General features: G+C 70.3%; 27 protein-coding genes. 16 read left to right on the top strand and 11 right to left on the bottom strand.

The window, feature by feature from the left end; all coding sequences use genetic code 11:
* The first annotated feature begins 81 nt into the window (after positions 1-81).
* A complete protein-coding gene (locus tag ACH54P_RS31435; RefSeq protein ID WP_489906941.1) occupies positions 82-474 on the top strand; it encodes a VOC family protein in 393 nt (130 codons plus the stop codon).
* Here ACH54P_RS31435 and ACH54P_RS31430 read toward each other — a convergent pair.
* Positions 450-944: a DUF6328 family protein gene (locus ACH54P_RS31430; protein WP_489906940.1), complete on the bottom strand. Its 495-nt coding sequence runs from the start codon at positions 942-944 to the stop codon at positions 450-452. The two genes, ACH54P_RS31435 and ACH54P_RS31430, sit on opposite strands and share 25 nt — an antisense overlap.
* A 126-nt stretch (positions 945-1,070) precedes the next feature.
* Here ACH54P_RS31430 and ACH54P_RS31425 point away from each other — a divergent pair, with 126 nt between their 5' ends.
* Positions 1,071-1,634: a superoxide dismutase gene (locus ACH54P_RS31425; protein ID WP_489906939.1), complete on the top strand. Its 564-nt coding sequence runs from the start codon at positions 1,071-1,073 to the stop codon at positions 1,632-1,634.
* Here ACH54P_RS31425 and ACH54P_RS31420 read toward each other — a convergent pair whose 3' ends face one another.
* From ACH54P_RS31420 to ACH54P_RS31410, 3 genes are all read right to left on the bottom strand, one after another.
* Positions 1,635-2,024 carry a TIGR03667 family PPOX class F420-dependent oxidoreductase gene (locus tag ACH54P_RS31420; protein WP_489906938.1) on the bottom strand — a complete coding sequence of 130 codons (390 nt, stop codon included), beginning with the start codon at positions 2,022-2,024 and terminating at the stop codon, positions 1,635-1,637.
* 66 nt (positions 2,025-2,090) lie between these two features.
* Positions 2,091-4,013, bottom strand: a complete 1,923-nt coding sequence (locus ACH54P_RS31415; RefSeq protein WP_489906937.1) for a DUF2339 domain-containing protein — start codon at positions 4,011-4,013, stop codon at positions 2,091-2,093.
* Positions 4,014-4,072: 59 nt separating this feature from the next.
* Positions 4,073-5,038: a Gfo/Idh/MocA family protein gene (locus tag ACH54P_RS31410; protein ID WP_489906936.1), complete on the bottom strand. Its 966-nt coding sequence runs from the start codon at positions 5,036-5,038 to the stop codon at positions 4,073-4,075.
* A gap of 96 nt (positions 5,039-5,134) precedes the next feature.
* Between ACH54P_RS31410 and ACH54P_RS31405 the strand changes: the two genes are divergently transcribed.
* From ACH54P_RS31405 to ACH54P_RS31395, 3 genes are all read left to right on the top strand, one after another.
* Positions 5,135-5,527 (top strand): hypothetical protein, encoded by a 393-nt coding sequence (locus tag ACH54P_RS31405; protein ID WP_489906935.1) that lies wholly within the window; start codon positions 5,135-5,137, stop codon positions 5,525-5,527.
* A 33-nt stretch (positions 5,528-5,560) separates the two neighbouring features.
* Positions 5,561-6,700: a tRNA dihydrouridine synthase DusB gene (gene dusB, locus ACH54P_RS31400; protein WP_489906934.1), complete on the top strand. Its 1,140-nt coding sequence runs from the start codon at positions 5,561-5,563 to the stop codon at positions 6,698-6,700.
* A 394-nt stretch (positions 6,701-7,094) separates the two neighbouring features.
* On the top strand, positions 7,095-8,069 hold the full coding sequence (locus tag ACH54P_RS31395; protein WP_489906933.1) for a hypothetical protein: 975 nt from the start codon (positions 7,095-7,097) through the stop codon (positions 8,067-8,069).
* On the opposite strand, the gene ACH54P_RS31390 is transcribed toward ACH54P_RS31395, so the two are convergent.
* Positions 8,026-8,385, bottom strand: coding sequence for a hypothetical protein (locus ACH54P_RS31390; protein ID WP_489906932.1), 360 nt, complete (start codon positions 8,383-8,385; stop codon positions 8,026-8,028). The genes ACH54P_RS31395 and ACH54P_RS31390 overlap by 44 nt on opposite strands.
* A 149-nt stretch (positions 8,386-8,534) precedes the next feature.
* Here ACH54P_RS31390 and ACH54P_RS31385 point away from each other — a divergent pair, with 149 nt between their 5' ends.
* From ACH54P_RS31385 to ACH54P_RS31345, 9 genes are all read left to right on the top strand, one after another.
* Positions 8,535-9,197 (top strand): VC0807 family protein, encoded by a 663-nt coding sequence (locus ACH54P_RS31385; RefSeq protein WP_489906931.1) that lies wholly within the window; start codon positions 8,535-8,537, stop codon positions 9,195-9,197.
* 32 nt (positions 9,198-9,229) lie between these two features.
* The gene (locus tag ACH54P_RS31380) at positions 9,230-9,922 is read left to right on the top strand and encodes a GntR family transcriptional regulator (RefSeq protein WP_489906930.1); all 693 of its coding nucleotides are present in this window, start codon (positions 9,230-9,232) and stop codon (positions 9,920-9,922) included.
* Positions 9,919-10,914 carry an ADP-ribosylglycohydrolase family protein gene (locus ACH54P_RS31375; RefSeq protein ID WP_489906929.1) on the top strand — a complete coding sequence of 332 codons (996 nt, stop codon included), beginning with the start codon at positions 9,919-9,921 and terminating at the stop codon, positions 10,912-10,914. The genes ACH54P_RS31380 and ACH54P_RS31375 overlap by 4 nt, the downstream gene beginning before the upstream one ends.
* A complete protein-coding gene (locus ACH54P_RS31370; RefSeq protein ID WP_489906928.1) occupies positions 10,911-11,786 on the top strand; it encodes a PfkB family carbohydrate kinase in 876 nt (291 codons plus the stop codon). Before ACH54P_RS31375 ends, ACH54P_RS31370 begins: the two co-directional genes overlap by 4 nt.
* Positions 11,783-13,216, top strand: coding sequence for a purine-cytosine permease family protein (locus tag ACH54P_RS31365; protein WP_489906927.1), 1,434 nt, complete (start codon positions 11,783-11,785; stop codon positions 13,214-13,216). Before ACH54P_RS31370 ends, ACH54P_RS31365 begins: the two co-directional genes overlap by 4 nt.
* On the top strand, positions 13,213-13,740 hold the full coding sequence (locus tag ACH54P_RS31360) for a cysteine hydrolase family protein (protein WP_489906926.1): 528 nt from the start codon (positions 13,213-13,215) through the stop codon (positions 13,738-13,740). The genes ACH54P_RS31365 and ACH54P_RS31360 overlap by 4 nt, the downstream gene beginning before the upstream one ends.
* 37 nt (positions 13,741-13,777) lie before the next feature.
* Positions 13,778-14,611: an alpha/beta fold hydrolase gene (locus tag ACH54P_RS31355; protein WP_489906925.1), complete on the top strand. Its 834-nt coding sequence runs from the start codon at positions 13,778-13,780 to the stop codon at positions 14,609-14,611.
* Positions 14,612-14,698: 87 nt separating this feature from the next.
* A complete protein-coding gene (gene idi / locus ACH54P_RS31350) occupies positions 14,699-15,262 on the top strand; it encodes an isopentenyl-diphosphate Delta-isomerase (protein WP_489906924.1) in 564 nt (187 codons plus the stop codon).
* A 120-nt stretch (positions 15,263-15,382) separates the two neighbouring features.
* Positions 15,383-16,084: a GGDEF domain-containing protein gene (locus ACH54P_RS31345; RefSeq protein ID WP_489906923.1), complete on the top strand. Its 702-nt coding sequence runs from the start codon at positions 15,383-15,385 to the stop codon at positions 16,082-16,084.
* 553 nt (positions 16,085-16,637) lie between these two features.
* On the opposite strand, the gene ACH54P_RS31340 is transcribed toward ACH54P_RS31345, so the two are convergent.
* Together ACH54P_RS31340 and ACH54P_RS31335 are read right to left on the bottom strand one after the other, a co-directional pair.
* The gene (locus ACH54P_RS31340) at positions 16,638-16,796 is read right to left on the bottom strand and encodes a hypothetical protein (protein ID WP_489906922.1); all 159 of its coding nucleotides are present in this window, start codon (positions 16,794-16,796) and stop codon (positions 16,638-16,640) included.
* 69 nt (positions 16,797-16,865) lie between these two features.
* Entirely contained in the window at positions 16,866-17,300 is a 435-nt protein-coding gene (locus tag ACH54P_RS31335) for a hypothetical protein (protein ID WP_489906921.1), read from the bottom strand.
* Here ACH54P_RS31335 and ACH54P_RS31330 point away from each other — a divergent pair.
* Together ACH54P_RS31330 and phoU are read left to right on the top strand one after the other, a co-directional pair.
* Positions 17,299-18,696, top strand: coding sequence for an LCP family protein (locus ACH54P_RS31330; RefSeq protein ID WP_489906920.1), 1,398 nt, complete (start codon positions 17,299-17,301; stop codon positions 18,694-18,696). The two genes, ACH54P_RS31335 and ACH54P_RS31330, sit on opposite strands and share 2 nt — an antisense overlap.
* A 73-nt stretch (positions 18,697-18,769) precedes the next feature.
* Entirely contained in the window at positions 18,770-19,435 is a 666-nt protein-coding gene (gene phoU, locus ACH54P_RS31325) for a phosphate signaling complex protein PhoU (RefSeq protein ID WP_489906919.1), read from the top strand.
* 128 nt (positions 19,436-19,563) lie between these two features.
* On the opposite strand, the gene pstB is transcribed toward phoU, so the two are convergent.
* The 4 genes from pstB to pstS form a co-directional block, all read right to left on the bottom strand.
* A complete protein-coding gene (gene pstB / locus ACH54P_RS31320; RefSeq protein ID WP_086862623.1) occupies positions 19,564-20,340 on the bottom strand; it encodes a phosphate ABC transporter ATP-binding protein PstB in 777 nt (258 codons plus the stop codon).
* A gap of 10 nt (positions 20,341-20,350) precedes the next feature.
* Positions 20,351-21,268, bottom strand: coding sequence for a phosphate ABC transporter permease PstA (gene pstA / locus ACH54P_RS31315; protein WP_489906918.1), 918 nt, complete (start codon positions 21,266-21,268; stop codon positions 20,351-20,353).
* A 2-nt stretch (positions 21,269-21,270) separates the two neighbouring features.
* Positions 21,271-22,191 (bottom strand): phosphate ABC transporter permease subunit PstC, encoded by a 921-nt coding sequence (pstC, locus tag ACH54P_RS31310; protein WP_489916738.1) that lies wholly within the window; start codon positions 22,189-22,191, stop codon positions 21,271-21,273.
* Positions 22,192-22,389: 198 nt separating this feature from the next.
* Complete coding sequence (gene pstS / locus ACH54P_RS31305; RefSeq protein WP_489906917.1) at positions 22,390-23,520, bottom strand: phosphate ABC transporter substrate-binding protein PstS; 1,131 nt, start codon at positions 23,518-23,520, stop codon at positions 22,390-22,392.
* Positions 23,521-23,694: the final 174 nt, after the last annotated feature.

Genomic DNA, 23,694 nt, shown 5'->3' with positions numbered 1-23,694 from the left:
TACGGGCGCCGCCCGACCGGCCCGGCAACTACCGCCGAACAGCGGATGAACACCCCGGGGGCGGCGGTACTGTCTCGTCGCATGAGCGGACCACGCGTCTTCCGGCTGATCCAGCCCGTCGACGACATCGAAACGGCGGTCGCGTTCTACGGGCACGTCCTGGGGCACCCCGGCGAGCGGATCGCGGTCAACCGGCACTACTTCACCTGCGGCGGCGTCGTGCTCGCCTGCGTCGAGGCGCCACTCGAACACCGCGAGCCGCGGCCGCAGAAGGACCCGCGGATCATCTACCTCGCGGTCGAAGACGTCGAGGAGACGTTCGGGCGGGTGCGCGCGGCCCGGCCGCGCTGGATCGACGACGCGATCGAGACCCAGTTCTGGGGCGAACGCTCCTTCTACGCGGACGACCCGTTCGGCAACCCGCTCTGCTTCGTCCAGGAGGACACGCTCTACTTGGGCGGGCCCGTCGGCTGAGTGCCGTTGTTGTTCTCGGGGTGCAGCCGGATCGGCATGACGAACCAGAGGATCCCGAAGATCAGCGCCGACAGCACGGCCACGACGAACATGGCGATCCCGCCGTAGACGACCTTCGCGATCAGCGCCACCGTCGAGGTGATCGCCAGCGCCAGGCAGACCAGCCCGACCAGCACGAGCCGGTTGCCGACGGTCAGGATCCGCTCGCGGCTGCCGGTCCGGAACAGCAGCCGGTGCCACGCCGCGGGCGCGGTCAGCAGGGCGGTCGCCGCCACGGCCAGCATCACGGCGGTCAGGTGCAGCGACTTCTCGAACCCGCTGGCGTCGTGGAACCGGTCGGTGAACACGACGGAGAGCAGGAAGCCGAAGAGGATCTGCACGCCGGCCTGCGCGACACGCAGTTCTTGCAGCAGCTCGCCGACGTTGCGCGTCAGCTGCTCGTTGCGGGTTTCGCCGGTGTGTTCGGGCACGCGAAAACCATAACCGCGCTCAGGACTTCCCACTCGATGGGAGAAACGTGACTTTTCCACCCAAACCCGTCACCCGTCCGCATGAAGATCATGGCGCCCCCTGTTCGCGCTGGCTAGAGAAGGATCATGCGTCTGCTCCCTGCCTCGGCTCTCGCCGCTGCCGCCGTCGTGCTCGCCCCCGGCCTCGCCTCCGCGTCACCGGCTCCCGTGCACTTCGTGACCGCGCACGGCACGTTCACCGCGTACGCCCCCGGCGCACCCGCGGTGACCTACCGCCCCGGCCTCGTGCCGCCCGGCGCCCGGGCGCACGTCTTCAGCCTCTCGTCCGCGGACACCGGCACGGCGACCACGCTCGTCGTCACCGGCCTGCGCCCGGGACGGGCCTACGGCGCCCACGCGCACGCCCAGCCGTGCGGCGCCACCGGCGACGCCGCCGGGCCGCACTTCCAGCACGCGCCGGACCCGGTGAAGCCGTCCGTCGACCCCGCGTACGCGAACCCCCGCAACGAGATCTGGCTCGACTTCACCACCGACCGGCTCGGCAACGGCCTCGCTCGGTCCACAGTGGACTGGACGTTCGAGGCCCGGCGCGCACGGTCCGTGGTCGTCCACGAAACGCACACGCACACCGATCCCGGCCACGCGGGCACGGCGGGTGCCCGGCTCGCCTGCGTGGACGTCGGCTTCTAGTCAGAACCCCCAGGAGCGCTCGGGCACCACGCGGATGCGGACGGAGTACTTGGCGTCGAACCCGTCCGCGGTCAAGCCGAGCGCCGCGTAGTGGGCGCCGTACTTGTCGAGGTACCCGGGCGCCTCCGAGGCCTTGCCCGCCTCGACGTGCGCTTTCCCGCTGACGACGAGGATCGAGCCACCGTGCTCGTCGCTGTTGAAGTGGAAGCTCACGTCGGGGCTCGCCTCGATGTGCCGGAGCTTCGCGGTGCCGGGTTCGCTGAACAGCACGATGTCGTCGCCGTCGAGGACGAACCACACGGGCCGGGGCGCGGGGCGCCCCTTCGGCGTGACTGTGGTCAGCCAGGCGATCGATTCGCCGGCGCGGTCGGCGAGCTTCGGTGGTGCCATGTCGGTGCCCCTTGGTCGTCGGTCAGGTGATCCAGGTAACCACGGGGCACCGACACTTTCTTCCCCCTACCGCGAGGCGACGCGCCGCGCGTACCGCGCCCCGGCCGCCAGCAGCACCAGCCCGGCGCCGAGGAACGCACCGACCCTGGCCAGGCCGTCCAGCGCCGACAGGTCGAACAGCACCAGCTTGAGCACCGCGGCCCCGACCAGGACCAGCCCGATCACCCGCAGGGCGACGGCGTCGATCCCGCGCAGCAGCAGCACGAGCGCGGCGATCGTCCAGGACACCGTGATCAGCGCGTGGCCGACGAGGAACCCGGTCCGGCCGGGGACCGCCAGCAGCGACCCGCACAGCACGACCCCGGCGGCGCCGTACAGCGCCGAAACCCCGGCGAGCAGCCAGATCGGCAGGTTGTCGGACGGTCCGCGGAAGACCGCCAGCCGGGCCGCCGCCCACGGCAGCGCCACCGAAACGGCCAGGATCAGCGCGGCGACCGCGAGCGCGCCGACGACGTCGGCGACCGACCGGGGCCGGTGGACGATCAGCAGGACCGGCGTGACGTCGAAGAACACGCCGATCAGGCCGCCGATCACCGCGAACCCGAACGCGGCGCCGAGCGCGAGCCGGTTGCGGCCGCCCACCGCGGCCACGACCAGCAGCAGCGCCTCGCCGAGGAGCACGCCGGCGCGGGCCGGGCCGTCGAACTGCGTGACCGTCGCCTGCAGGATCGCCAGCAACCCGGCGAGACCGGCCAGCTGCCCGGCGAGCCCCGGCCACCAGCGGCGAGCCGCCCAGACGGCGAGCAGGACGACCCCGGCGCCCGCCGCGATCGGCACCGCCTGGACCTTGGGCAGCAGCAGCGCCGCGACCAGCGTCGGGACGACCGCCGCGGCCAGGACCGAAAGCGCGCCGGGGTCGTTCTCGCGGCGGTGCAGCACGATCAGCGCGAGCGTCACGCCGACGACCCCGGCGCCGCCGGCCGCGGCCGTGTTGGCCCAGCTGCCGCCCCCGCCCAGCACCGCGGTGCTGATCAGGGACGCGAACAGCGGCGGGACGCCGGCGGCGAGCGCCAGCGACGACCAGTCGCGGCGCAGCTGCACCGGCGTCGTCGCGAGCTGGACCATCAGCAGGAAGGTGACCAGTTCGGGGGTGAAGCCGCGGGTGATCATCGGCGCGCACACGACGCAGCCGACGACGACGGCGGAGGCCAGCAGCGCCGACTCCCAGCGCACGGCCACGAGCAGGCCGCCGACGGCGACCGCCAGCCCGGCGGCGAGCCCGGCGAGCACCGGCAGGAACTCGTACAGCGTCGTCGCGGCGACGGCGTCCAGGTAGAGCGTCGCGATGCCGGTGGCGGCCAGCGCGAAGGCCCCGGTGCGGCCGGCGGGCTTGCGGTGCAGCCACACGCCGGTGCCGGTCAGCGCCAGCCCGAAGCCGGCCCCGACGAGGACCCGCGGCAGCGGCCCGAGCCAGCCCCGCTGGACGGCCAGCACGAGCAGCAGGACGACGCCGAGCAGCGTCACGGCCCCGCCGACCCAGGCGAGCACGCGGCTGCCCGCGCCTTCCTTGCCGAGCTTCTCGCCCAGCGTCTGGCGCGGAACGGGCTGGTACGGCTGCTGGTACTGGTACTGAGGCGGGTACTGGTGCGGCGGAGGCGGCGGGACGTACTGCTGCTGGGGCGGCGGCTCCCACTGGTACTGCGGCCACGGGACCGACTCGGGCCGCGGCATCGGCCGGGGCTGCGGCTGAGGCTGCTGCTGTTGCGGCTGTGGTTGCGGCTGCGGTGCCTGCTTCGGCTGTTGCTGTTGCGGCTGCGGCTGGGGTGCCTGCTTCGGCTGTTCAGCCTGTGCGGCCTGCTCAACGTTCTCGGCGGTCTCGGCGTCCTCGGCCCGGACGGTCCGCAGTTCGGAACCCACCAGGGCGAGACGACGCCCCAGGTTGTCGATCTCGCCGGCGAGCCGGAGGAGCACATCTGCTTCGGTGGTCATATCGGACAGGGTCACGCACCCGCTCCACCTGCGGATCCGTAGCACTACTCAAACCGGGGTCACGTCCTGGTCGCGGCGAGCACCTCGTCCATCGTCACCATGATCGAGACCGTCTCGTCCAGCGGCATGAGCGGGCTCTCGAGCTCCCCGGCGGCCAGCCGTCGCGCCACTTCGTCGGCCTGATACCGCAGGCCACGGCCTTCGTCGACGTATTCGAAGCGGCTTCGCTCGCCTTCGCGCGGGATGAGCGTGAAGGACGCGGGCGCGTAGAAGGGCCCGTCGATCTCGATGCGCGCGTCGGTGCCGACGATCGTCGCCGTGGTCGGCGAAACGGCGCTCAGCGTGCAGCTCAGCACGGCCTGAGCCCCGTCCGCGTAGCCGAACAGCATCGACATCTGCGCGTCGACGCCGGTGAAGGCGGGCGTGGCCATGGCAGCGACGCGGTCGGGCGCGCCGAGCACCATCGAAGCGAACGACACCGGGTAGATCCCCAGGTCGAGGAGGGCGCCGCCGCCCAGCTCCGGCGCGAACAACCGGAAGGCCGGGTCCTTGGCGAACCACTGCCCGTGGTCGGCGGTGACGGTGACGAGTTCACCGAGGCTCGGCAGCAGCTCCCGGATGTGCCGGATGTGCGGCAGGAACCGCGTCCACATCGCTTCCATGAGGAAGAGCCCCCGCTCACGAGCCAGGGCGACGAGGTCCCGCGCCTCTTCGGCGTTCATGGTGAACGGCTTCTCGACGAGAACGGGCTTCCCGGCTTCGAGGGCGAGCCGCGCGTTGGCGTGGTGCATCGGATGCGGCGTGGCGACGTAGACGACGTCGACGTCCGGATCGTTCGCGAGTTCTTCGTAGCTGCCGTGCCTGGTGGGAACGCCGTGCCGGTCGGCGAAGGCACCGGCGCTGCCGGCCTTGCGCGACCCGACGGCGGTGACGACGCCGGAGCCGGTGAGCTTCAGGTCTTGCGCGAACGCGCCGGCGATGCCGCCGGTGCCCATGATTCCCCAGCGCAGGGGCTTTTCGGTCATACGACGAAACTTACTTGCTGTCGGCAAAACCACGGTGGGAGCCGTTCTCCGGATCGGGCACTGTGGTGATTCCTTCGAATCGAGCGGAGGCTCGCCGTGCCTCGTCGTCGCGTGCCCGAACGCGCCACGCCCGCCGGTGCCGGCCGGATCTTCCTGCCGGTGATGCTGGTCGTTTTCGGACTGGGCACGGCGGTGGTGCTGGTCGCCCAGATCATGGTGCTGGCGGACGACCTCACCCACGGCGGGCAGCCGTCACCGTGGTTCGTGCTCGGCGTGTTCGCCACGCTGGTCCAGCTGATCGGCGTGCTCGCCCTCGCCTTCCGGCGGCGGTGGGGCGCGCGGGTGCTCGCGGCGGCGTTCGTGGCCGGGGTGGTGCTGGACCTCCTGTCGTTCACCGGCACGGCGGCCGTGCTCATCATCGGCAAGATCCTGGTGGCCGGCCTGCTCGGCGCGGCGGTCCTGGTCCGCTGGGACGACCTCGTCGCCTGACCCCGATCGGCGTGATCGACACCACAGGCGACAATGGAGGACGTGACCGCCACCTTGAGCAAGCCCGCCCTGAAGATCGGCCCCTACGAGGTCGATCCGCCGGTCGTGCTCGCCCCCATGGCCGGGATCACCAACGTCGCCTTCCGGCAGCTGTGCGCCGAGTACGGCGCCGGGATCTACGTGTGCGAAATGATCACCGCCCGCGCCGTCGTCGAACGGCACCCCGGCACCATGCACATGATGACCTTCGGCGCGAACGAAAAGCCCAGGTCCATGCAGCTCTACGGCGTCGACCCCAAGACCATGGCCGAAGCCGTCCGCATCATCGTCGGGGAAGGGCTCGCCGACCACGTCGACTCCAACTTCGGCTGCCCGGTCGCGAAGGTGACGCGCAAGGGCGGCGGGGCCGCGCTGCCGTTCAAGCGGAAGCTGTTCGAGGCGATCGTGCGCGAGTCCGCCAAGGCCGCGGGGGACGTGCCGTTCACGGTGAAGTTCCGCATCGGCATCGACGACGACCACCGCACGTTCCTCGACGCCGGCCGCATCGCCGAAGCCGAGGGCGCGGCCGCCGTCAGCCTGCACGCGCGCACCGCCGCCCAGCGCTACTCCGGCCAGGCGGACTGGACGAAGATCGCCGAGCTGAAGGAAGCCGTCACGAGCATCCCGGTGCTCGGCAACGGCGACATCTTCTCCGCGGACGACGCCCTGCGCATGGTCGCCGAGACGGGCTGCGACGGCGTCGTCGTCGGCCGCGGCTGCCTGGGCCGGCCGTGGCTGTTCGGCGAGCTGGAAGCGGCGTTCGCCGGTCGCCCGCTGCCGACCCCGCCGAACCTGGGCGAAGTCGCCCGCGTACTCCGTCGCCACACGGAGTTGCTCGTCGAGCACGACGGCCACGACAAGGCGATGCGCGACATCCGCAAGCACATGGCCTGGTACCTGATGGGCTTCCCGGTCGGCTCGGAACTCCGCCGCGGCTTCGCGATGCTGTCGAGCATGGACCAGCTGGACGACCTGATCGCCCAGCTCGACCACACAGCCCCGTTCCCGGCGGCTGCGACGGGCCCGCGGGGGCGTCAGGGCTCCCCGGGCAAGGTCACGCTGCCCCACGGCTGGCTCGACAACCCGGACGACGACTGCGTCCCGGAGGCGGAAGACATGCACTCCGGCGGCTGAGCAGGCCCGCTCGCGACCACCTGACATCCGGTGTCCAAGTCTTGACAAGGTGACACAAGATGGACACCATGATGTCATGGAGACCCACTGAGCTTTGTTGTCGATCAATACATTTCTCCGAAGATCGACACATTCCGTGACGGGTCGCAGAGGCCTCGACGAAAGGGCACCTTATGGGTGCGATCGCGACATGGCTCAATGAGGTTGCCTTTTCGGCCTGGGCAGTCCTGGCACTGGCCCTTCTGTTGATCACCTGGCTCATCGGGCTCGCCATCGTTCTCCGCGGGAGCGATCCGAAGGACCGGGTCGCGCTTCTCCGTGAATACGCGAAATGCCGACCTTGGACCACATTCGGACACCTCCCCAAGCCAAGACGTAAAGTGAAATAGCGATCATGAGCCCCGTGCGACCTGAGGCCGACAGGGAATTGGACGAAGTGGTTCGCGAACTGAGCGAACTCCGTCGCGGACGCGGGATCTTCGCCACGGACATCGAACAGCGCACCGGCCGCCTCCTGCGAGAAGCGTTCACGATTCCGACGTCGGACACGGAACGCCAGATCAGGGAAAAACTGATCCAGGCGATCACCAGCCTGGCGACGAGGCTGCCCGACAACCTCCAACTCGCCGCCATGACCGCGTTCGGCCTGGAAGAGAGCACTTCGGGCGAGTTCTTCGACCAGCGGCTGCGCTGGCTGGCGCAGGCACTCGACCGCGACCCTCGAACGGCTCGCAGGCGGGTCGACCTGGCCTTCCGGCGGATGGCCGAAGAGATCCTCGAGAAACTGGCCTCCCCCTCGGACGACTACGCCACCGAGCAGTGGCACACGGAATCCGTCCAGGGAATCTTCCAACTCGACCTCGAGCAGCCGATCCTGACCGAAACCCGGCAAATAGTGTCGTCCACCGACGGGCTGGAAGAGATCCAGCTTCCCGCCACCGCTCCGCGTCGAACTCCGAGCCAGAAGGAGCACGTCCACGCCGAGTTCGTGTACGGCGGAAGGATCCTCGAGCGCAGGCAAGCCTCGCCGAGCCACATGGTCTTGACGGTCCAGCTCGCAAAGGCCCTGCGCGTCGGCGAGCGCTACGAGTACCGCATCCAGTACACCGTGCTTTCCCCGGAGCTGATGCACTCGTATTACTTCCTGACCCCCCTGCGCAAAACGAACCATTTCAGCGCGCGGGTCAAGTTCGCCCCGGATCGGCTGCCGGGCAACGTGTGGGCCGTCCACGGCATCCCCCCGCGAGCGGCGGAAGAGATCAATTCCGAGGACGTGCCCGTGACGATCGACCGGATCGGCGAGGTAGCCGCCGAGTTCAACTCGCTCAGGGAAGGACTGACCTACGGGCTGCGCTGGTCGGATTCGTGACGCTGAGCTGCAGCAGGCTGAACCCGAAGAGCAGGACACCCAGCGGCACGTGCACGGTCTTGACGTGCGCGATGCCCAGGAAGACCTGCGCCAGCGTGAGCCCGAGGAAGGCGACCGCGTAGAGGATCGGCCGGGGTGATCCGCCGCCCGGCCGCCACACGAGCACCGCGGCCACGACGTGCACCACCGCCACGACGAACACGGTGTACGCCGAAGCGCTGTGCAGCGCCTTCCCGCTCGGGACGGTCAGCAGCAAGCCGGCGGTGACCGGCGCCAGGAAGACGGCCAGGGTCTGCAGGGCGATCGTGACTCGCAAGAACGTTGTCATGCGGACCCGACGACGCAGGCCGGGGAAATGTGAGGCGATCAGCGTTCCGGTGCTGAGCCGGGGCCGTGACATCTGTCAGGCCCAAGTCGTGGCGGACGGCATCCTTCTCGGGCCCCTCGCCGCGACAAGCTCTTCCCATGACGACGAAGACGACGAACCAGGCCGGAAGCTCGCTGCTCAAGACCCTCGCCATCGACATCGCCGTGCCGATCGGGACCTACTACGGACTCCACTCGCTCGGCGCGAGCGACTTCACCGCGCTCGCCCTTTCCGGGGTCTTCCCGCTCGGCCGGACGCTCTTCCAGTTCGCCAAGGACCGCACCCTCAACGGCCTCGCCCTCGTCGTCCTGGTCACGAACGTCGTCGGCATGCTGCTGACCTTCGTCTCCGGGGACGCCCGCATGATGATCGCCAAGGACTCGCTCGGCAGCGGCATCACCGGGCTCGTCATCCTGATCTCCGCGTTCACCGCGCAGCCGATCATGACCAAGACCCTGCGCCCGTTCCTCACCCACGGCCAGGCCGACCACGAAGAGGCCTGGGAACGCCTGCGCGGCAACCGGCGGTTCGACACCGTCCTCCGCCGCAGCAGCTACATCTGGGGAATCGGGTTCGTGCTGGAGAGCGCCGCCCGCGTGGTCGGTGCCTTCACCCTGCCGGTGTCCACCATGGTGTGGCTGAGCACCGTCATCTTCGTGGGCTCGTTCGCGGTGATCATGCTGGTCGCCGGCCTGAGCGCCAAGGAAGCGGGGGCGATGGTCGCCGCGGAATCCGGGCGGCGCGAGCTCGTCGCCGCTTGACCTGCGACAACGCCAGGTGTACAGGTGTGTACATGTATAGCAAGCGGGAACAGGTTGTCGGCGACCTCAGCGACCTGATCCGCTCCGGCCGCCTCGCCCACGGGGAACGCCTCCCCGGCGAGAACCAGCTCGCCCTGCAGTACCAGGTCAGCCGCGGCACCGTCCGCAGCGCGCTGTCCGAGCTGCAGCAGCTCGAACTCATCTCCACCCAGGCCGGCGTCGGCTCGTTCGTCACCTTCGACGGCGTCCAGCTCGACCAGCGGATCGGCTGGGCCCGCGCCCTCGCCGACGCCGGCGCGCCGGTCACCACCGAACTGCTCGGCATCGAGACCGTCGAAGACCAGGCCCTCGAAGAGGAATTCGGCGAGAAGACCTACGTCGCCGTGCGACGGCTGCGGCGCGAACGCGACCGCGGGATCTCGCTCGAAACCGCCACCGTGCCCGCGGTCGGACCGCTCGCCGGGCTCCCGGAAACGGGCCTGCGCGACGGTTCTCTGACCAAGACCCTCGAAGCCGCCGGCCGGATCTCCGTCGGCGGCGACCAGTGGATCAGCACCGAACGCCTCGACGTCTGCGCCGCCGAACTGCTCGGCCGGAGCATCGGCGAGCTCTTCCTCCGCGCGGAACGCACCTCCGTCGACGTCGAGGGCCGGCTGGTCGAGCGCGTCGTCAGCCTGCTGGACCCGGACCGGTTCCAGTTCCACCTCACCTTCGGACACCGGTGAGCGCGCGGGACCGGGCGCTCGGCGCGTTCACCGGGCTGGCCGTCGGCGACGCGCTCGGCATGCCGACGCAGTCCATGTCCCGCGCCGCGATCGCCGCCACCTACGGGCCGGTCACCGGCCTGCTCACCGCCGTCGCCGAGCAGCCGGTCGCGCCGTCGATGCCCGCCGGCTCGGTCACCGACGACACCGAGCAGGCCATCCTGCTGGCCCGGCTGCTCATCGACGGCCGCGGCACCGTCGAGCCGCACGTCTTCGCCGACGCCCTGCTCATCTGGGAGGCGGACATGGTCCGCCGCGGCTCCGCGGACCTGCTCGGGCCGTCGACGAAACGCGCGCTCTCCCGGCTCCAGGACGGCGTCCCGGCCGACGAAGCCGGCCGCACCGGCACGACCAACGGCGCCGCCATGCGCGTCACGCCGGTCGGCATCGCCACGCCCGCCGAGAACCTGCACCGCCTGGTCGACGCCGTCGTCGCGACGGCGCGGGTCACGCACAACACCAGCCTGGGCATCGCGGCGGCCGCCGCGGTCGCGGCCGCCGTCTCCGCCGGGGTCGACGGCGCGAGCCTGCCCGAGGCGCTCGACGCGGGCGAACGCGCCGCCGTCGTCGGCGGGGAGCGCGGGCACTGGGCGCCCGGCGGGGAGATCGCCGCGCGGATCCGCTGGGCGCGCGACTGGGTGCGGGGCATGGCCCCGGACGCCGTCGCCGACGCGGTCGCCCGGGTGATCGGCACGTCGGTCGCGTCGCAGGAGTCCGTCGTGGCCGCGTTCGCGCTGGCCGAAGCCATGGGCGACGACCCGCCGTCGGCGCTGCGCCTGGCCGCCGGGCTCGGCGGCGACACCGACACCGTCGCCGCGATCTGCGGGGCGATGCTCGGCGCCGCGCACGGCGTCGGCGTCTTCCGCCCCGACGTCGTCGAAACCGTCCTCGCCGTCAACCGGCTCGAATTCGGGCCGCTCGTCGACGAACTCCTCAAGCTGCGCCGCCGGTGACCGGGCGGCTGGTGCACACCGGGCAGGTCGTCCTCGACCTGGTCATGGCGGTACCGGCCCTGCCGCCACCCGGCGGCGACGTCCTCGCGTCCTCGACGAACCTGCTGCCCGGCGGCGGGTTCAACGTGATGGCCGCGGCCGCGCGGTCCGGCGCCCGCGTGCTCTACGCCGGCAGCCACGGCACCGGCGGCTTCGGCGACCTCGCCCGCACCGCCCTCGAAGCCGAAGGCATCGAAGTCGCCCACGAGCCGACGCCGGAGCTGGACACCGGCGTCGTCGTCGTGCTGGTCGACGCGACCGGCGAGCGCACCTTCGCCACGGGTACCGGCGCCGAAGGACGGCTGCGGACGGACCTGCTCGACCGGGTCCTCCCAACGAAGGACGACGTCGTGTACGTGACCGGATACAGTCTGTTGCACGAGATCAATTGCGCGGCGCTCCTCGAGTGGCTACCCCGGCTACGCGGCTCGAGAGTGCTCTTCGATCCTGGCCCACTGGTCGCATCGATCCATCCGGACGCACTTCGAAAAGTATTGTCCACAGTAGACATCTTGAGCTGCAACACCCGCGAAGCCGATGTGCTCGGTGAGCTGCCCCCGGTCGCCGTCGTCCGCGACGGCGCGAAGGGCTGCCGCGTCCACGAACACGGGCGCACCACCGACGTCCCGGGCTTCCCGGTCGACGTCGTGGACACCACCGGCGCGGGCGACACGCACTGCGGCGTACTGGCCGCCGAGCTGCTGCGCGGCAGTACCCTCCTCGACGCCGCCGTGCGCGCCAACGCGGCGGCCGCGCTTTCGGTGACCCGTCCCGGCCCGGCGACCGCGCCGGTCCGGGAGGAGATCGACCAGCTGGTGGAGGCCACGAAATGACCGGTTCCCGCAAGCTCGAGGTGGAGACCAACGGCCTCGACGTCATCGACGACGCCGAACGCCGCGGGCGGCCGCGTCAGCTGTTCTGGCCCTGGTTCGGCGCGAACGTGTCGGTGCTGGGGCTGAGCTACGGCTCGTTCACCCTCGGCTTCGGCATCTCGTTCTGGCAGGCGGTGGTCGCCGGGGTCGTCGGCATCCTGTTCTCGTTCCTGCTGTGCGGGTTCATCGCGATCGCCGGCAAACGCGGGTCGGCGCCGACGATGCTGCTCTCGCGCGCGGCCTTCGGTGTCCGCGGCAACCGGCTGCCGTCGGCGATCTCGTGGCTGCTCACGGTGGGCTGGGAGACGGTGCTCGCCGCGCTGGCGACGCTGGCGACGGCGACCGTGTTCGAGCGCCTCGGCTGGGGCGGCGGAACACCGACGAAGGTGATCGCGCTGGTCGTGGTGGCGGCGCTGACCGTCGCCGCGGGCGTGCTCGGCTTCGACGCGATCATGAAGCTGCAGACGTGGATCACCTGGATCACCGGCGTGCTCACGGTCGTCTACGTGGTCCTCGTGGCCGGCGACGTCAGCTGGGAAGCCGTCAGCGCGCGGCCGTCCGGGTCGGCGCAGCAGTGGATCGGCGCGCTGGTGTTCCTGATGACCGGGTTCGGCCTCGGCTGGGTCAACGCGGCGGCGGACTACTCGCGCTACCTGCCGCGCTCGTCGTCTGGCCGGGGTGTGATCGGCTGGACGACGTTCGGCGCGTCCGTGGCGCCGCTGGTGCTGCTCGTGTTCGGGCTGCTGCTGGCCGGTTCGTCGCCCTCGCTGAACGACGCGATCGCGAAGGACCCGATCGGCGCGCTGACGACGTTGCTGCCGCTGTGGTTCCTGGTGCCGTTCGCGATCGTCGCGGTGCTCGGCCTGGTCGGCGGCGCGGTCCTGGACATCTATTCGTCGGGGCTGGCGCTGCTCTCGGCGGGGCTGCGCGTGCCGCGCCCCGCGGCGGCGCTCGTGGACGGCGTGATCATGATCCTCGGCACGATCTACATCGTGTTCTTCGGCGGCGAATTCCTCGGCCAGTTCCAGGGTTTCCTGGTGACGCTGGGCGTACCGGTGGCGGCCTGGTGCGGCGTGATGCTCGCCGACGTCCTCCTGCGACGGCGCGACTACGCCGAGCAGGACCTGTTCGACCCGGCCGGCCGCTACGGCGACGTCCGGCCGGGGCCGATCGCGTTGGTCCTGGTGGCGACGGCGCTGGGCTGGGGTCTGGTGACGAACTCGTCGGCGGACTGGCTGCAGTGGCAGGGATACCTGCTCGAGCCGCTCGGCCTCGGCGGCCGCGACGGCGCATGGGCGTACGCGAACCTCGGGGTGCTGCTGGCGCTGGCGCTGGGCTTCCTGGTCACGTTGTCCACGCGGCCGCGGATCCACGCCCAGGAGACGGCGTGAAGTCGATCCTGGCGGTCATCGACCTGCAGAACGTGTTCGCCGACCCGGCGAGCCCCTGGTTCACGCCACGCTTCGCCGAGGTGGTGCCCCGGATCCACCGCTTGGTGACCGCCTTCGGCGACGACGTCGTGTTCACACGGTTCGTCGCGCCTTCGCCGCCGGAAGGGGCGTGGAAGCAGTACTACGCGCAGTGGCCGTTCGCCCTGCAGCCCCCGGACGCACCGCTGTACCAGGTGATCGACGCGTTCCAGCCGTCGTCCACTGTGGACGCGACAACGTTCGGCAAGTGGACGCCCCGCATGGCGACACGGGTGGGTGGCGCACAGCTGGTGCTGGCGGGGGTGTCGACCGACTGCTGCGTGTTGTCGACAGCCCTGGCAGCGGCGGACGCGGGTGTTGCGGTGACGGTGGTGTCCGACGCGTGCGCGGGCGTGGACGACGAGAGCCACGCGAAGACGCTGGACATCCTCCGCCTGTACGGCCCCCTGGTGAAGGTGACCACGACGGACGAGGTGCTGGGCTGACACCGGACGTTCAACCAGGGCAAGTAGATTCGCTCCCGTGATCGACCACATCAGCATCCCCACCGAGGCCGGTTCCTTCGACGCCATCGCCGCCGGGCCCGAGGATGGGCGGCCCGTGCTGTTGCTGCACGGCTTTCCCGAAGCCGCCGTCGAGTGGGAGCACCAGGTGGCCACCCTCGGGGTGCTCGGCTTCCGGGCCGTCGCGCCGGATCAGCGGGGGTACTCGCCCGGTGTGCGGCCCGAACAGGCTTCCGACTACTCGATCGATCACCTCGTCGGGGACGTTGTCGCCATCGCCGACCAGTTCGGCTGGCGGGAGTTCGACCTCGTCGGGCACGACTGGGGTGGCGCGGTCGCCTGGTGGACCGCCGACGCGCACCCCGAGCGGCTGCGCAGCCTCACCGCCATCTCCACGCCGCATCCCGCCGCGCTCGCCGCGGCCATGAAAACCGATGAGGACCAGCACCTGCGCACCCAGTACATGACCGAGTGGCGGCAGACCCGCGTCACCGAGCGGCGGATGCTGGAGAACGACGCCCGCGCGCTGCGCGAGATGTTCGAGCGGCGCGTCCCGCCGTCCAAGGTCGACGACTACGTGCAGCGGCTTTCCGAGCCGGGTGCGCTCACCGCGGCCCTCAACTGGTACCGCGCGGGCCGGCCGGGCGGGAAGATCGGCAAGGTCGCCGTGCCGACGCTCTACATCTGGAGCACCGAGGACGTCTCCTTCGGGTCGACCGCCGCGCTCGACACCGCGAACTGGGTCACCGGGCCCTACCGCTTCGAGATGCTCGAGGACGTCACGCACTGGGTGCCGGAGGAAGCGCCGGAAGCCGTCACCTCGCTGCTCGTCGAGCACCTCCACGCGCGGTAGCGGACTGTCACCCGGCCGGGCGGACCGCCGTTAACCCACCCGCCTCGCGGTACGGCCCGCTCCGGCCCGTCGTGTTCACTGGAACTCGTGGATACCGCGACCGAACCCGAGACCGAGCAGGTCGTCTTCGTCACCGAGGACGGCGTGCCCACCGGCGAGACCGGCCCGAAGCTGGCCAGTCACCACGAGCACACCCGGTTGCACCTGGCCTTCTCGTGTTACGTCCTCCGCCGCAGCGACAGCGCCCTGCTGATCACCCAGCGGGCCCACGAGAAGAAGGTCTGGCCGGGGGTCTGGACCAACAGCGTCTGCGGCCACCCCGCGCCCGGCGAATCCCTCGAGGACGCCGTGCGCCGCCGCGCCGCCTACGAGCTCGGGCTGCCGTCGCTGTCCGGGCTGCGGTGCGTGCTGCCGAACTACCGGTACCGGACGCCGCCGTTCCAGGGGATCGTCGAGAACGAGTTCTGCCCGGTGTTCACCGCCTGGGCCGACGCCGAGCCGTCACCGAACCCGGCCGAGGTCGGCGACTGGCGCTGGGTCGCCTGGACCGACTACACGGAGCTACTGAACGACAACACGGCTAATGTGAGTTACTGGGCCAAGGACCAGTTCGAGCAGCTCAAAGGGATCGACCCGTTCTCGGGCCTCTGAGCCGACAACTCCGCAGAGTCACGACCGCACTCCCGTTTGAGCTAAATTCACCTTCGTCCGGACCGACGTCTCAAGCGCGGCCTCCGCCACGACGACAACCAATGCGTGGTGGAGGTGGGCATGGTCGCCGAGGAGGAAGCCGCGCTGCGCCGGGCCGGCACCCCGCAGCCGCCGGACCTCCTCCGCCTGCACGAGGCCGTCGCGAGCCTCTTCGCCACCCAGGGCGACTGGCGCCGCGCCTACCAGCACCTGCGGTCCGCGCTGGACATCGCCCGCGACGGCAGCCTGCGCGACGCGCTGACGTCGAGTTACAACCGCCGCTACCTCGACGAGCGGCTCTACGGACCGTTCGGCGACCGGCAAACGGCGCTTCCGCGGCCGCCGCTGGGCATCGCGCTCATCGATCTGGACCGCTTCAAGAGCGTCAACGACACGTACGGTCACCTCGTCGGCGACCGCGTCCTCCGCCGGGTGGCGGACCTCCTGCAGGAGGGGCTGCCCCCGGACGGCTTCTGCGCCCGCTACGGCGGCGAGGAGTTCGTGCTGTGGCTGCCCGGGGTCGACGCGGGAGACGCTGTCCGCATCGTCGACGCCGCCCGGCGGCGCGTCGCCCGTCACCCCTGGTCAGAACTTCAGCCGGGACTGCGCGTGACCATCAGCGCCGGGCTGGCGCACGAGGCGCCGGGGCGCGGGACGCCGACGTCACCCGAGCGCCAGCTGCGCAGCGCGGACACCTTGCTTTATGCGGCGAAACGTGCGGGGCGGAACAAAGTCGCCTATCACGACGCGCAAAGCACGCAGTTAATAACCCACTCTGAGTAACGTAAACCCAGCATTACTCCGGATTGCGGACGAGGTCCTTCACCCGTTTGTCGACGCCCAGCGGCCGTTCGTCGACTCAAGGTGAAGAAAATTCCGGGAGGGTGTCGTCACGAACGGGGGGTATCCGTACGATAACGAAAACCTCCTGGGGAACGATCACCTCCTGCGGGGGAAGACGGCCAAGTCGAACCCGCCCTGCGAAACGCGCGAAAGGAGACCGAGTGCCGGACGAGCACGACAGCCCGGGAACCGGTCGCCGCGCCGACGGCCCCGCACGGCCCCGGACCGGCAGACGGCGGTCGATGGAGGACCAGGGCGGGATCAGCGTCTCCGACGTCGTCGCCAAGACCACCGGCGTCCGCCCGCTCCCGCCGCGCGAGCAGCAGGACCGCTCCGACCAGCCGGGACACCGGGTCCGCGCCGCCGAACCACCCGCTCAGCCGGCTCCGGGCCGGGCCTCGCAGCCGCCGCGCGCACCGCGGCCGGCGCAGGCTTCCGCTGAGAACCCAGTACCCACGGACGCCACTCGTCAACCACGCCCGCCGCGGCCGCGTCAGCCGCGCCGCACGACGGCCGCCGCTCCGCTGCCCGAGGCCCCGCCCCAGCGCCGCCCGCCGGCCGCGAACCCGGGCGCCCAGCAGACGTCGGCCGCGCCGCAGCCGCCCCGCCGGCTCCGCCGTCCCGGGGCTGCCGCCGATGGGGTCGCCGACAACGCGGCTCCTCGCCGCGGCGCTCCTGACGCACCCGCACCTCGCCGGACCGCCCCTGAGGGGAATGCGCCTCAGCGGGCCACGAGCACGCCCGACAGCCCGGCACCCCGCCGCGCCGCCGCGGCAGCCGACGCACCCGCACCTCGCCGCGCCGCCCCCGACGGCAACGCGCGCGCCGCGACTCCCGACGGACCAGCACCTCGCCGCGCGGCCACGGCATCCGACGCACCCGCACCCCGTCGCGGTGCGGCCGCGCCCGAGGCACCCCAGCGGCCCGCGAACACGCCCGACAGCCCGGCACCCCGGCGCGGCGCCGCGGCGGCCGACCCCCGTCGCGCCGCCCCCGAGGCGCCCCAGCGGCCCGCGAGCGCCGCCGAGGGGAACGCGCCCCAGCGTTCCCAGGCTGCCGCGGCTTCACCGGACGCCCCCACCCAGAAGCGTCCCGGGGTCACCCGCCCGGCTCCGAGCGCGGTGCCGCCGCGGTCCGCGCTCGATCCGCTGACCATGACCGACGAGATGGAAGCGATCGACGAGGCGACGCAGGTCCGCCGCAAGATCGACCACACGCTCGCCCGGTTCTCGGCCGCGCACGACGAGATGGAAGCCGAGGAAGCGAAGCGGCGCGAACGCCGTGAGCGGCTTTCGCCGACTTCGCTCATCGAGAGCACCCGTACCGCTCTGCAGCGCGTCGTCGCGCCGGCGCCGCCGGAGGAACCCGAGGTCGACGCCGCCCAGACGCGGCTCCAGGAGAAGAAGCAGCGCAAGATCGAGCGTTCGGCGCGGTTCGGGCGGATCGCCGCGGCCGTCGTCGCCGGTCTGGTGTTCCTCGGCATCGGCGGCGCGTGGGGTGCCCAGACCTACTTCGACGCCAAGTTCACCCAGGTCTCCGCGCTCGACGAGAACTCCGCCGACATCCAGGACGCCGACGCCCAGGCCAACGACGAGAACTTCCTGATGGTCGGCTCCGACACCCGCGACGGCGCGTCCGCCGAGGAAGGCGTCGGCACCGCCGACAGCACCCCCGGCGCGCGCAGTGACACCGTGATGGTGGCGCACATCCCGGCCGACCGGAAGCGGGTCGTCGTCACGTCGTTCCCGCGCGACCTCGAGATCGCCCGGCCCGACTGCCAGCGCTGGGACCCGGCGCAGAGCAAGACGACCGATGAAAAGGTCCCCGGCCAGAAGATCGCGAAGCTCAACACCGCGTACGCGGTCGGCGGCCCGGCCTGCGTGACGAAGGTGATCCAGCAGATCACCGGGCTGCGGATCAACCACTTCGTCGGCATCGACTTCAACGGCTTCAAGGAGATGGTCGACGCCGTGCACGGCGTCACCATCCACAACGAGCTCCCGATCGACGACAGCGTCCTCGGCAAGGTGCTGCTGGAGACCGGCGACGTCACGATCTCCGGTGACCAGGCGCTGAACTTCGTGCGCGCCCGGCACGTCAAGGGCGACCCGACGTCGGACTACGGCCGGATCAAGCGGCAGCAGGAGTTCATCGGCGCGCTGCTGCGGAAGGTCATGTCGTCGGACGTCGTGCTCGACCCGGGCAAGCTCAGCGACTTCATCACCGCCTTCGCGAAGGCCACCTTCGGTGACAACCTCGGCGTCAAGCAGATGATGACGCTGGCGCAGTCGATGAAGGGCCTCGACCCGTCGAAGATCTCGTTCCTCACCGTGCCGACCACCGGGGAGTCCAACAGCCGCGGCAACGAGGTCCTCGTCCGCAGCAAGACGAAGGCCCTCTTCGACGCGCTGCGCAACAACACCCCGCTGCCCGACCCGAACGCGCCGGTCCCGGCGAGCGAGCAGGCTCCACCGAGCAGCACGTCGAAGTCGCCGTCCAAAACCACGTCGAAGTCGTCCGGCACCAGTAAGAAGACCGGCACCACGGGCTGATCGTTAGTCCGGGTTCACGTGCGGTTCACCCGGCGATGCGGTATTTGGTCACGGTTGGCCGTAGGGTTGGGCCATGCGTGAGGCTTACCATGTCGAACTCGAACAGCTCGCCGACCACCTGGCCGCGATGTCGGTCCAGGTCGCCGAGGCCATGGAGCTCGCCACCAGGGCGCTGCTGGAGGTCGATCTCAGTCTCGCCGAGCAGGTGATCAGCGACGACGCCAAGGTCGACGACGCCCGCGCCCAGTGCGAGGAGCAGGCGTACGCGCTGCTGGCCCTGCAGGCGCCGGTGGCGACCGACCTGCGCACGGTGCTGGCGGCGATCCACGCCGCGGAGAGCCTGGAGCGGATGGGCGACCTGGCGCTGCACGTGGCGAAGGCCGCGCGCCGCCGTCACCCGGAGCCGGTGCTGCCGGACGCGGTGCGGCCGTACTTCGCCGAGATGGGCGAGGTGGCCGTGAAGCTGGCCCGCCAGACCGAGCAGGTCATCAAGACGAAGGACGTCGAAGCGGCGAAGACGCTCGAGTCCGACGACGACCAGGTGGACGACATCCACCGCCACCTGTTCACGGTCCTGATGGACCGCGAATGGCCCCACGGCGTGGCGGCGGCGGTCGACGTCACCCTGCTGGGCCGGTTCTACGAGCGCTACGCCGACCACGCGGTGTCGGTCGCGAAGCGGATGATCTTCGTGGTCACCGGGAAGATGCCGGGCTACGGCTCGGACGACGACATCTGAGTCCCCCGACGAGAAAGCCCCCGGCCGCCGCCGGGGGCTTTTCTTTTGCTCCACAATGGACAAAGAAGAAAGGCCTTCCTCGCCGGCCCCGAGCGCCGGCGGGAAAGGCCTTCCACTCCAACGACAACTCAGCCGAAGCGACCGGAAATGTAGTCTTCCGTGGCCTTTTCGTCCGGGTTGGAGAAGATCTTCTCCGTGTCGTTGAGCTCCACCAGCCGGCCCGGCTGCCCCACGCCCGCCAGGTTGAAGAACGCCGTCTGGTCGGAAACCCGGGCCGCCTGCTGCATGTTGTGCGTCACGATGACGATCGTGTAGTCCTTCTTCAGCTCGCCGATCAGGTCCTCGATCGCCAGCGTCGAGATCGGGTCCAGCGCCGAGCACGGCTCGTCCATCAGCAGCACGTCCGGCTGGACCGCGATCGCGCGGGCGATGCAGAGCCGCTGCTGCTGACCGCCCGAAAGCCCGCCGCCCGGCTTGTTGAGGCGGTCCTTGACCTCGTTCCAGAGGTTCGCGCCGCGCAGGGCGCGCTCGGCGATGTCGTCGAGGGTCTTCTTCCCCTTGGTGCCGCCCAGCTTCAGGCCCGCGACGACGTTGTCCTTGATGGACATCGTCGGGAACGGGTTGGGGCGCTGGAAAACCATGCCGATCGTGCGGCGCACCTGGACCGGGTCGACCGCCGACGCGTAGATGTCCTCGCCGTCGAGCAGCACCTGGCCGTCGACGCGGGCACCGGGGATGACTTCGTGCATGCGGTTGAGCGTGCGCAGCACCGTCGACTTGCCACAGCCCGACGGGCCGATGAACGCGGTGACGTTGCGCGGCGGCACGGAGAGGGTGACACCGTCCACGGCGTGGAACTTGCCGTAGTAGATGTCCACGTCCTTGACGTCGATTCGCTTGGCCATCAGGAACAGCTCACTTCTTCTTCGGGGCGACGAGGCGCGCGAACACGGTGGCGAGGAGGTTGATCAGCGCGATGATGAGCACCAGGGTCAGTGCGGCGCCCCAGATCCGGTCGAAGCCGACCGAGCCGGGGTCCATCGAGTTGGTGACGCGCTCGTTGTTCATCAACAGCGGGAGCGCCGCCTGTTCGCCGCTGAAGATGTCCCAGTTCGTGTAGGCGGAGTAGCCGACCAGGACCAGGAGTGGCGCGGTCTCGCCCATCACGCGGGCGAGGGCCATCATGACGCCGCCGACGATGCCGGACATCGCCGTCGGGAGCACGATCTTCATGATCGTCTTCCACTTCGGCACGCCCAGTGCGTAGGAAGCCTCGCGCAGGTCGTCCGGGACGATCCGCAGCATCTCCTCCGACGAGCGGACGACCACCGGGATCATCAGCAGCACCAGGGCCAGCGACACCGCGAACCCGCTGCGCGGCAGGCCGAACGTGGTGATCCAGAGCGCGTAGATGAACAGCGCGGCGACGATCGAGGGGACACCGGAGAGGATGTCGACCATGAACGTCGTGGCCTTCGCGAGCTTGCCCCGGCCGTACTCGACGAGGTAGATCGCGACGAGCATGCCGATCGGCACCGCGATGACCGCGCAGACGAGGCCCTGCAGCAGGCTGCCGATGATCGCGTGCAGGACACCGCCGCCGACCTCGTCGGACAGGTAGTTGCCCAGGTCCTGCGACCACCAGTTGGTGTACGGGATGCGCTTGATGCCGTTCGCGACCACCGTGTAGAGCACCCACACCAGCGGGACGACGGCGATCAGGAACGACAGCCAGACCAGGGCCGTGGCGATGCCGTTCTTGACCTTGCGGGCCAGGCTGACCTGCTGGAACGCGGGCGTGGTCGCCGGGGCTTCGAGCGAGGTGGTGGACATGCTCAGTCCCCCTTCTTGCCGATGACGGAGCGCGCGGCGAAGTTGACGAGGAAGGTGAGCACGAACAGCACCAGGCCGGCCGCGATGTACGCGCCGGCCGAGATCTCGTTGTTGAACTCGCTGTAGTTCGCGGCGATCTTCGAGGCGAAGGTGGCACCGCCGTCGAAGAGGCTCCAGTCGAAGTTCTTGCCCTGCGGGATCAGCAGGATGACGGCCAGGGCGATCGTCTCGCCGAGCGCGCGGCCGAGGCCGAGCATGGACGCGCCGATGTAGCCGGCCTTGCCGAACGGCAGCACGGTGGTGCGGATGACCTCCCACCGGGTGGCGCCGAGCGCGAGCGCGCCCTCCATGTGCGGGGTGGGCGTGCGCTCGAAGACCTCGCGCGAGAGCGACGTGATGATCGGCAGGATCATCACGGCCAGCACGATGCCGGCGGTGAAGATCGTGCCGCGCACGCTCGGCGCGACGTTGCCGGGCGCCAGCAGCGGGAACCACGAGAACGTGGTGTTGATCCACTGGGAGAACGGCTCGATGGCCGGCGCGAACACCAGGATGCCCCAGAGACCGAAGATGATCGACGGCACCGCGGCGAGCAGGTCGATGACGTACGCGAACGGCCGCGCGAGCCGCTTAGGCGCGTACTGGGTCAGGAACAGCGCGATGCCCAGCGAAACCGGCATCGCGATGATCAGCGCCACGACCGACGTCGCCACGGTCACCTCGAGCAGGTCGAGGATGCCGAACGACATGTTGGCGGGGTCGCTGGTCGACCAGCCGTGGTTGAACAGGAAGTTGGCCTTGTCGGCCTGCAGCGCCGGGATCGCCTGGATGAGCAGGAAGAGCCCGATCAGGCCGATCAGGGCGACGACGAAGATCCCGGCCCCGGTGGTCAGGTTCTGGAAGATGCGGTCACCGGGCCGCACCTTCTTCGGTTTGTCGCTCGCGGGCGGTTGCGGCACCGCCGGGGAGCCTGGCTGCTCCGAAATCGGGACCTCCGGGGGCGTCGTGGCGGACGACGAACGCCCACCGGGGTCGCCGGTGGGCGTTCGCGTCGAGGATGACTCGCTCATCAGCTACTTCTGACCAGCCTCTATCACTCGGATCTCAGTCGCAACGCCGGTTCAGGAGATGGCCTTGACGGCGGTCAGGACCTTGGTCTGCAGCGACTGCGGGATCGGCACGTAGCCCTTGGCGGACAGCGGCTGCTGACCGTCCGTGGCCGCCACCGTCAGGAACGCCTTGACGGCCTTCGCGACGTCCGGGTTCGCGTACTTCGAGCAGACGATCTCGTAGGTCGTCAGCAGCAACGGGTAGGCACCCGGGGTGTTGCTGGCGTAGATGCCGTTGAGGTCGAGCGCGAGGTCGTTCGAGCCCTCGTTGAGGAACTTCGCCGCGTCGAGGGACTTGGCCACGTTCGCCGCGCTGAGCTCGACGCCGCCGGAGCCGCTGTCGATGAGGGCCGGGGTCAGGCCGTCCTTGGCGAACGCGCCCTCGACGTAGGTGATGCCGCCGTCGGAGGCCTTCACCGCGGTCGCGACACCGTTGGAGCCCTGCGCACCGTTGCCGACGCCACCGTTGAACTTCTTGCCGGCGCCCTTGGTCCAGTCGGCCTTCGCCGCCGCGCCGAGGTACTTCTGGAAGTTGTCGGTGGTGCCCGACTCGTCGGCGCGGGAGACGACCTGGATGGCCTTGTCCGGCAGGTTCAGGCTCTCGTTGCCCTTGACCGCCTTGATGGCCGGGTCGTTCCACTTGGTGATGCCACCGCTGAAGATCTTGGCAGTCACCGACGGGGTCAGCGTCAGCTTGTCCACACCGGACAGCTTGTAGGCGACCGCGATCGGGCCGACCACGAGCGGGATGTTCCAGGCGTCGCTGGCGCAGCGGGCCTTGGCGGCCGCGGCGTCGGCGTCCTTGATCGGCGAGTCCGAGCCGCCGAAGTCGATCTGGTTGGCGTTGAACTGCTTGACGCCCGCGCCCGAACCGCTCGGGTTGTAGTTGACCTGCTGGCCGGCGCACTTCTTGCTGTACTGCTGCGTGAAGATGTCGATGGCGTTCTTCTGGGCCGACGACCCTTCCGCGGACAGCGGGCTCTTGCCACCGCACTCCACGTCGGCGGTGCCGGTCGCAGCGGGCGCCGAAGCCGAGTTCGAGCCGCTGCTGTTGGTCGCCGCGGGGTCGGTACCACAGGCGGCGAGCACGAGGGCGGCGCTCGCGACGATGCCCACCGCGCTCAGGGGCCGCATGATCTTCACTGCTGTTTCCTCCATCAGGAGCTTGACCGGGTTGTCGCGGCTGTGCTGCCGCGCCGGATCCGGACATTAGGCAGCCCTGGTGGACGGTCACCCCTGTCCAGATGAACGCAAAGTGAACAAGGCCGCCGATGTGAGCAGTGCTACTGACCGGAGAGAGTGCCGTGTCCCGGCCGT

The sequence above is a fragment of the Amycolatopsis sp. N2S4-7 genome, from assembly GCF_058119595.1.
The sequence above is the reverse complement of the archived record's forward strand: the minus strand, read 5'-3'. Positions and strand labels throughout refer to the sequence as shown.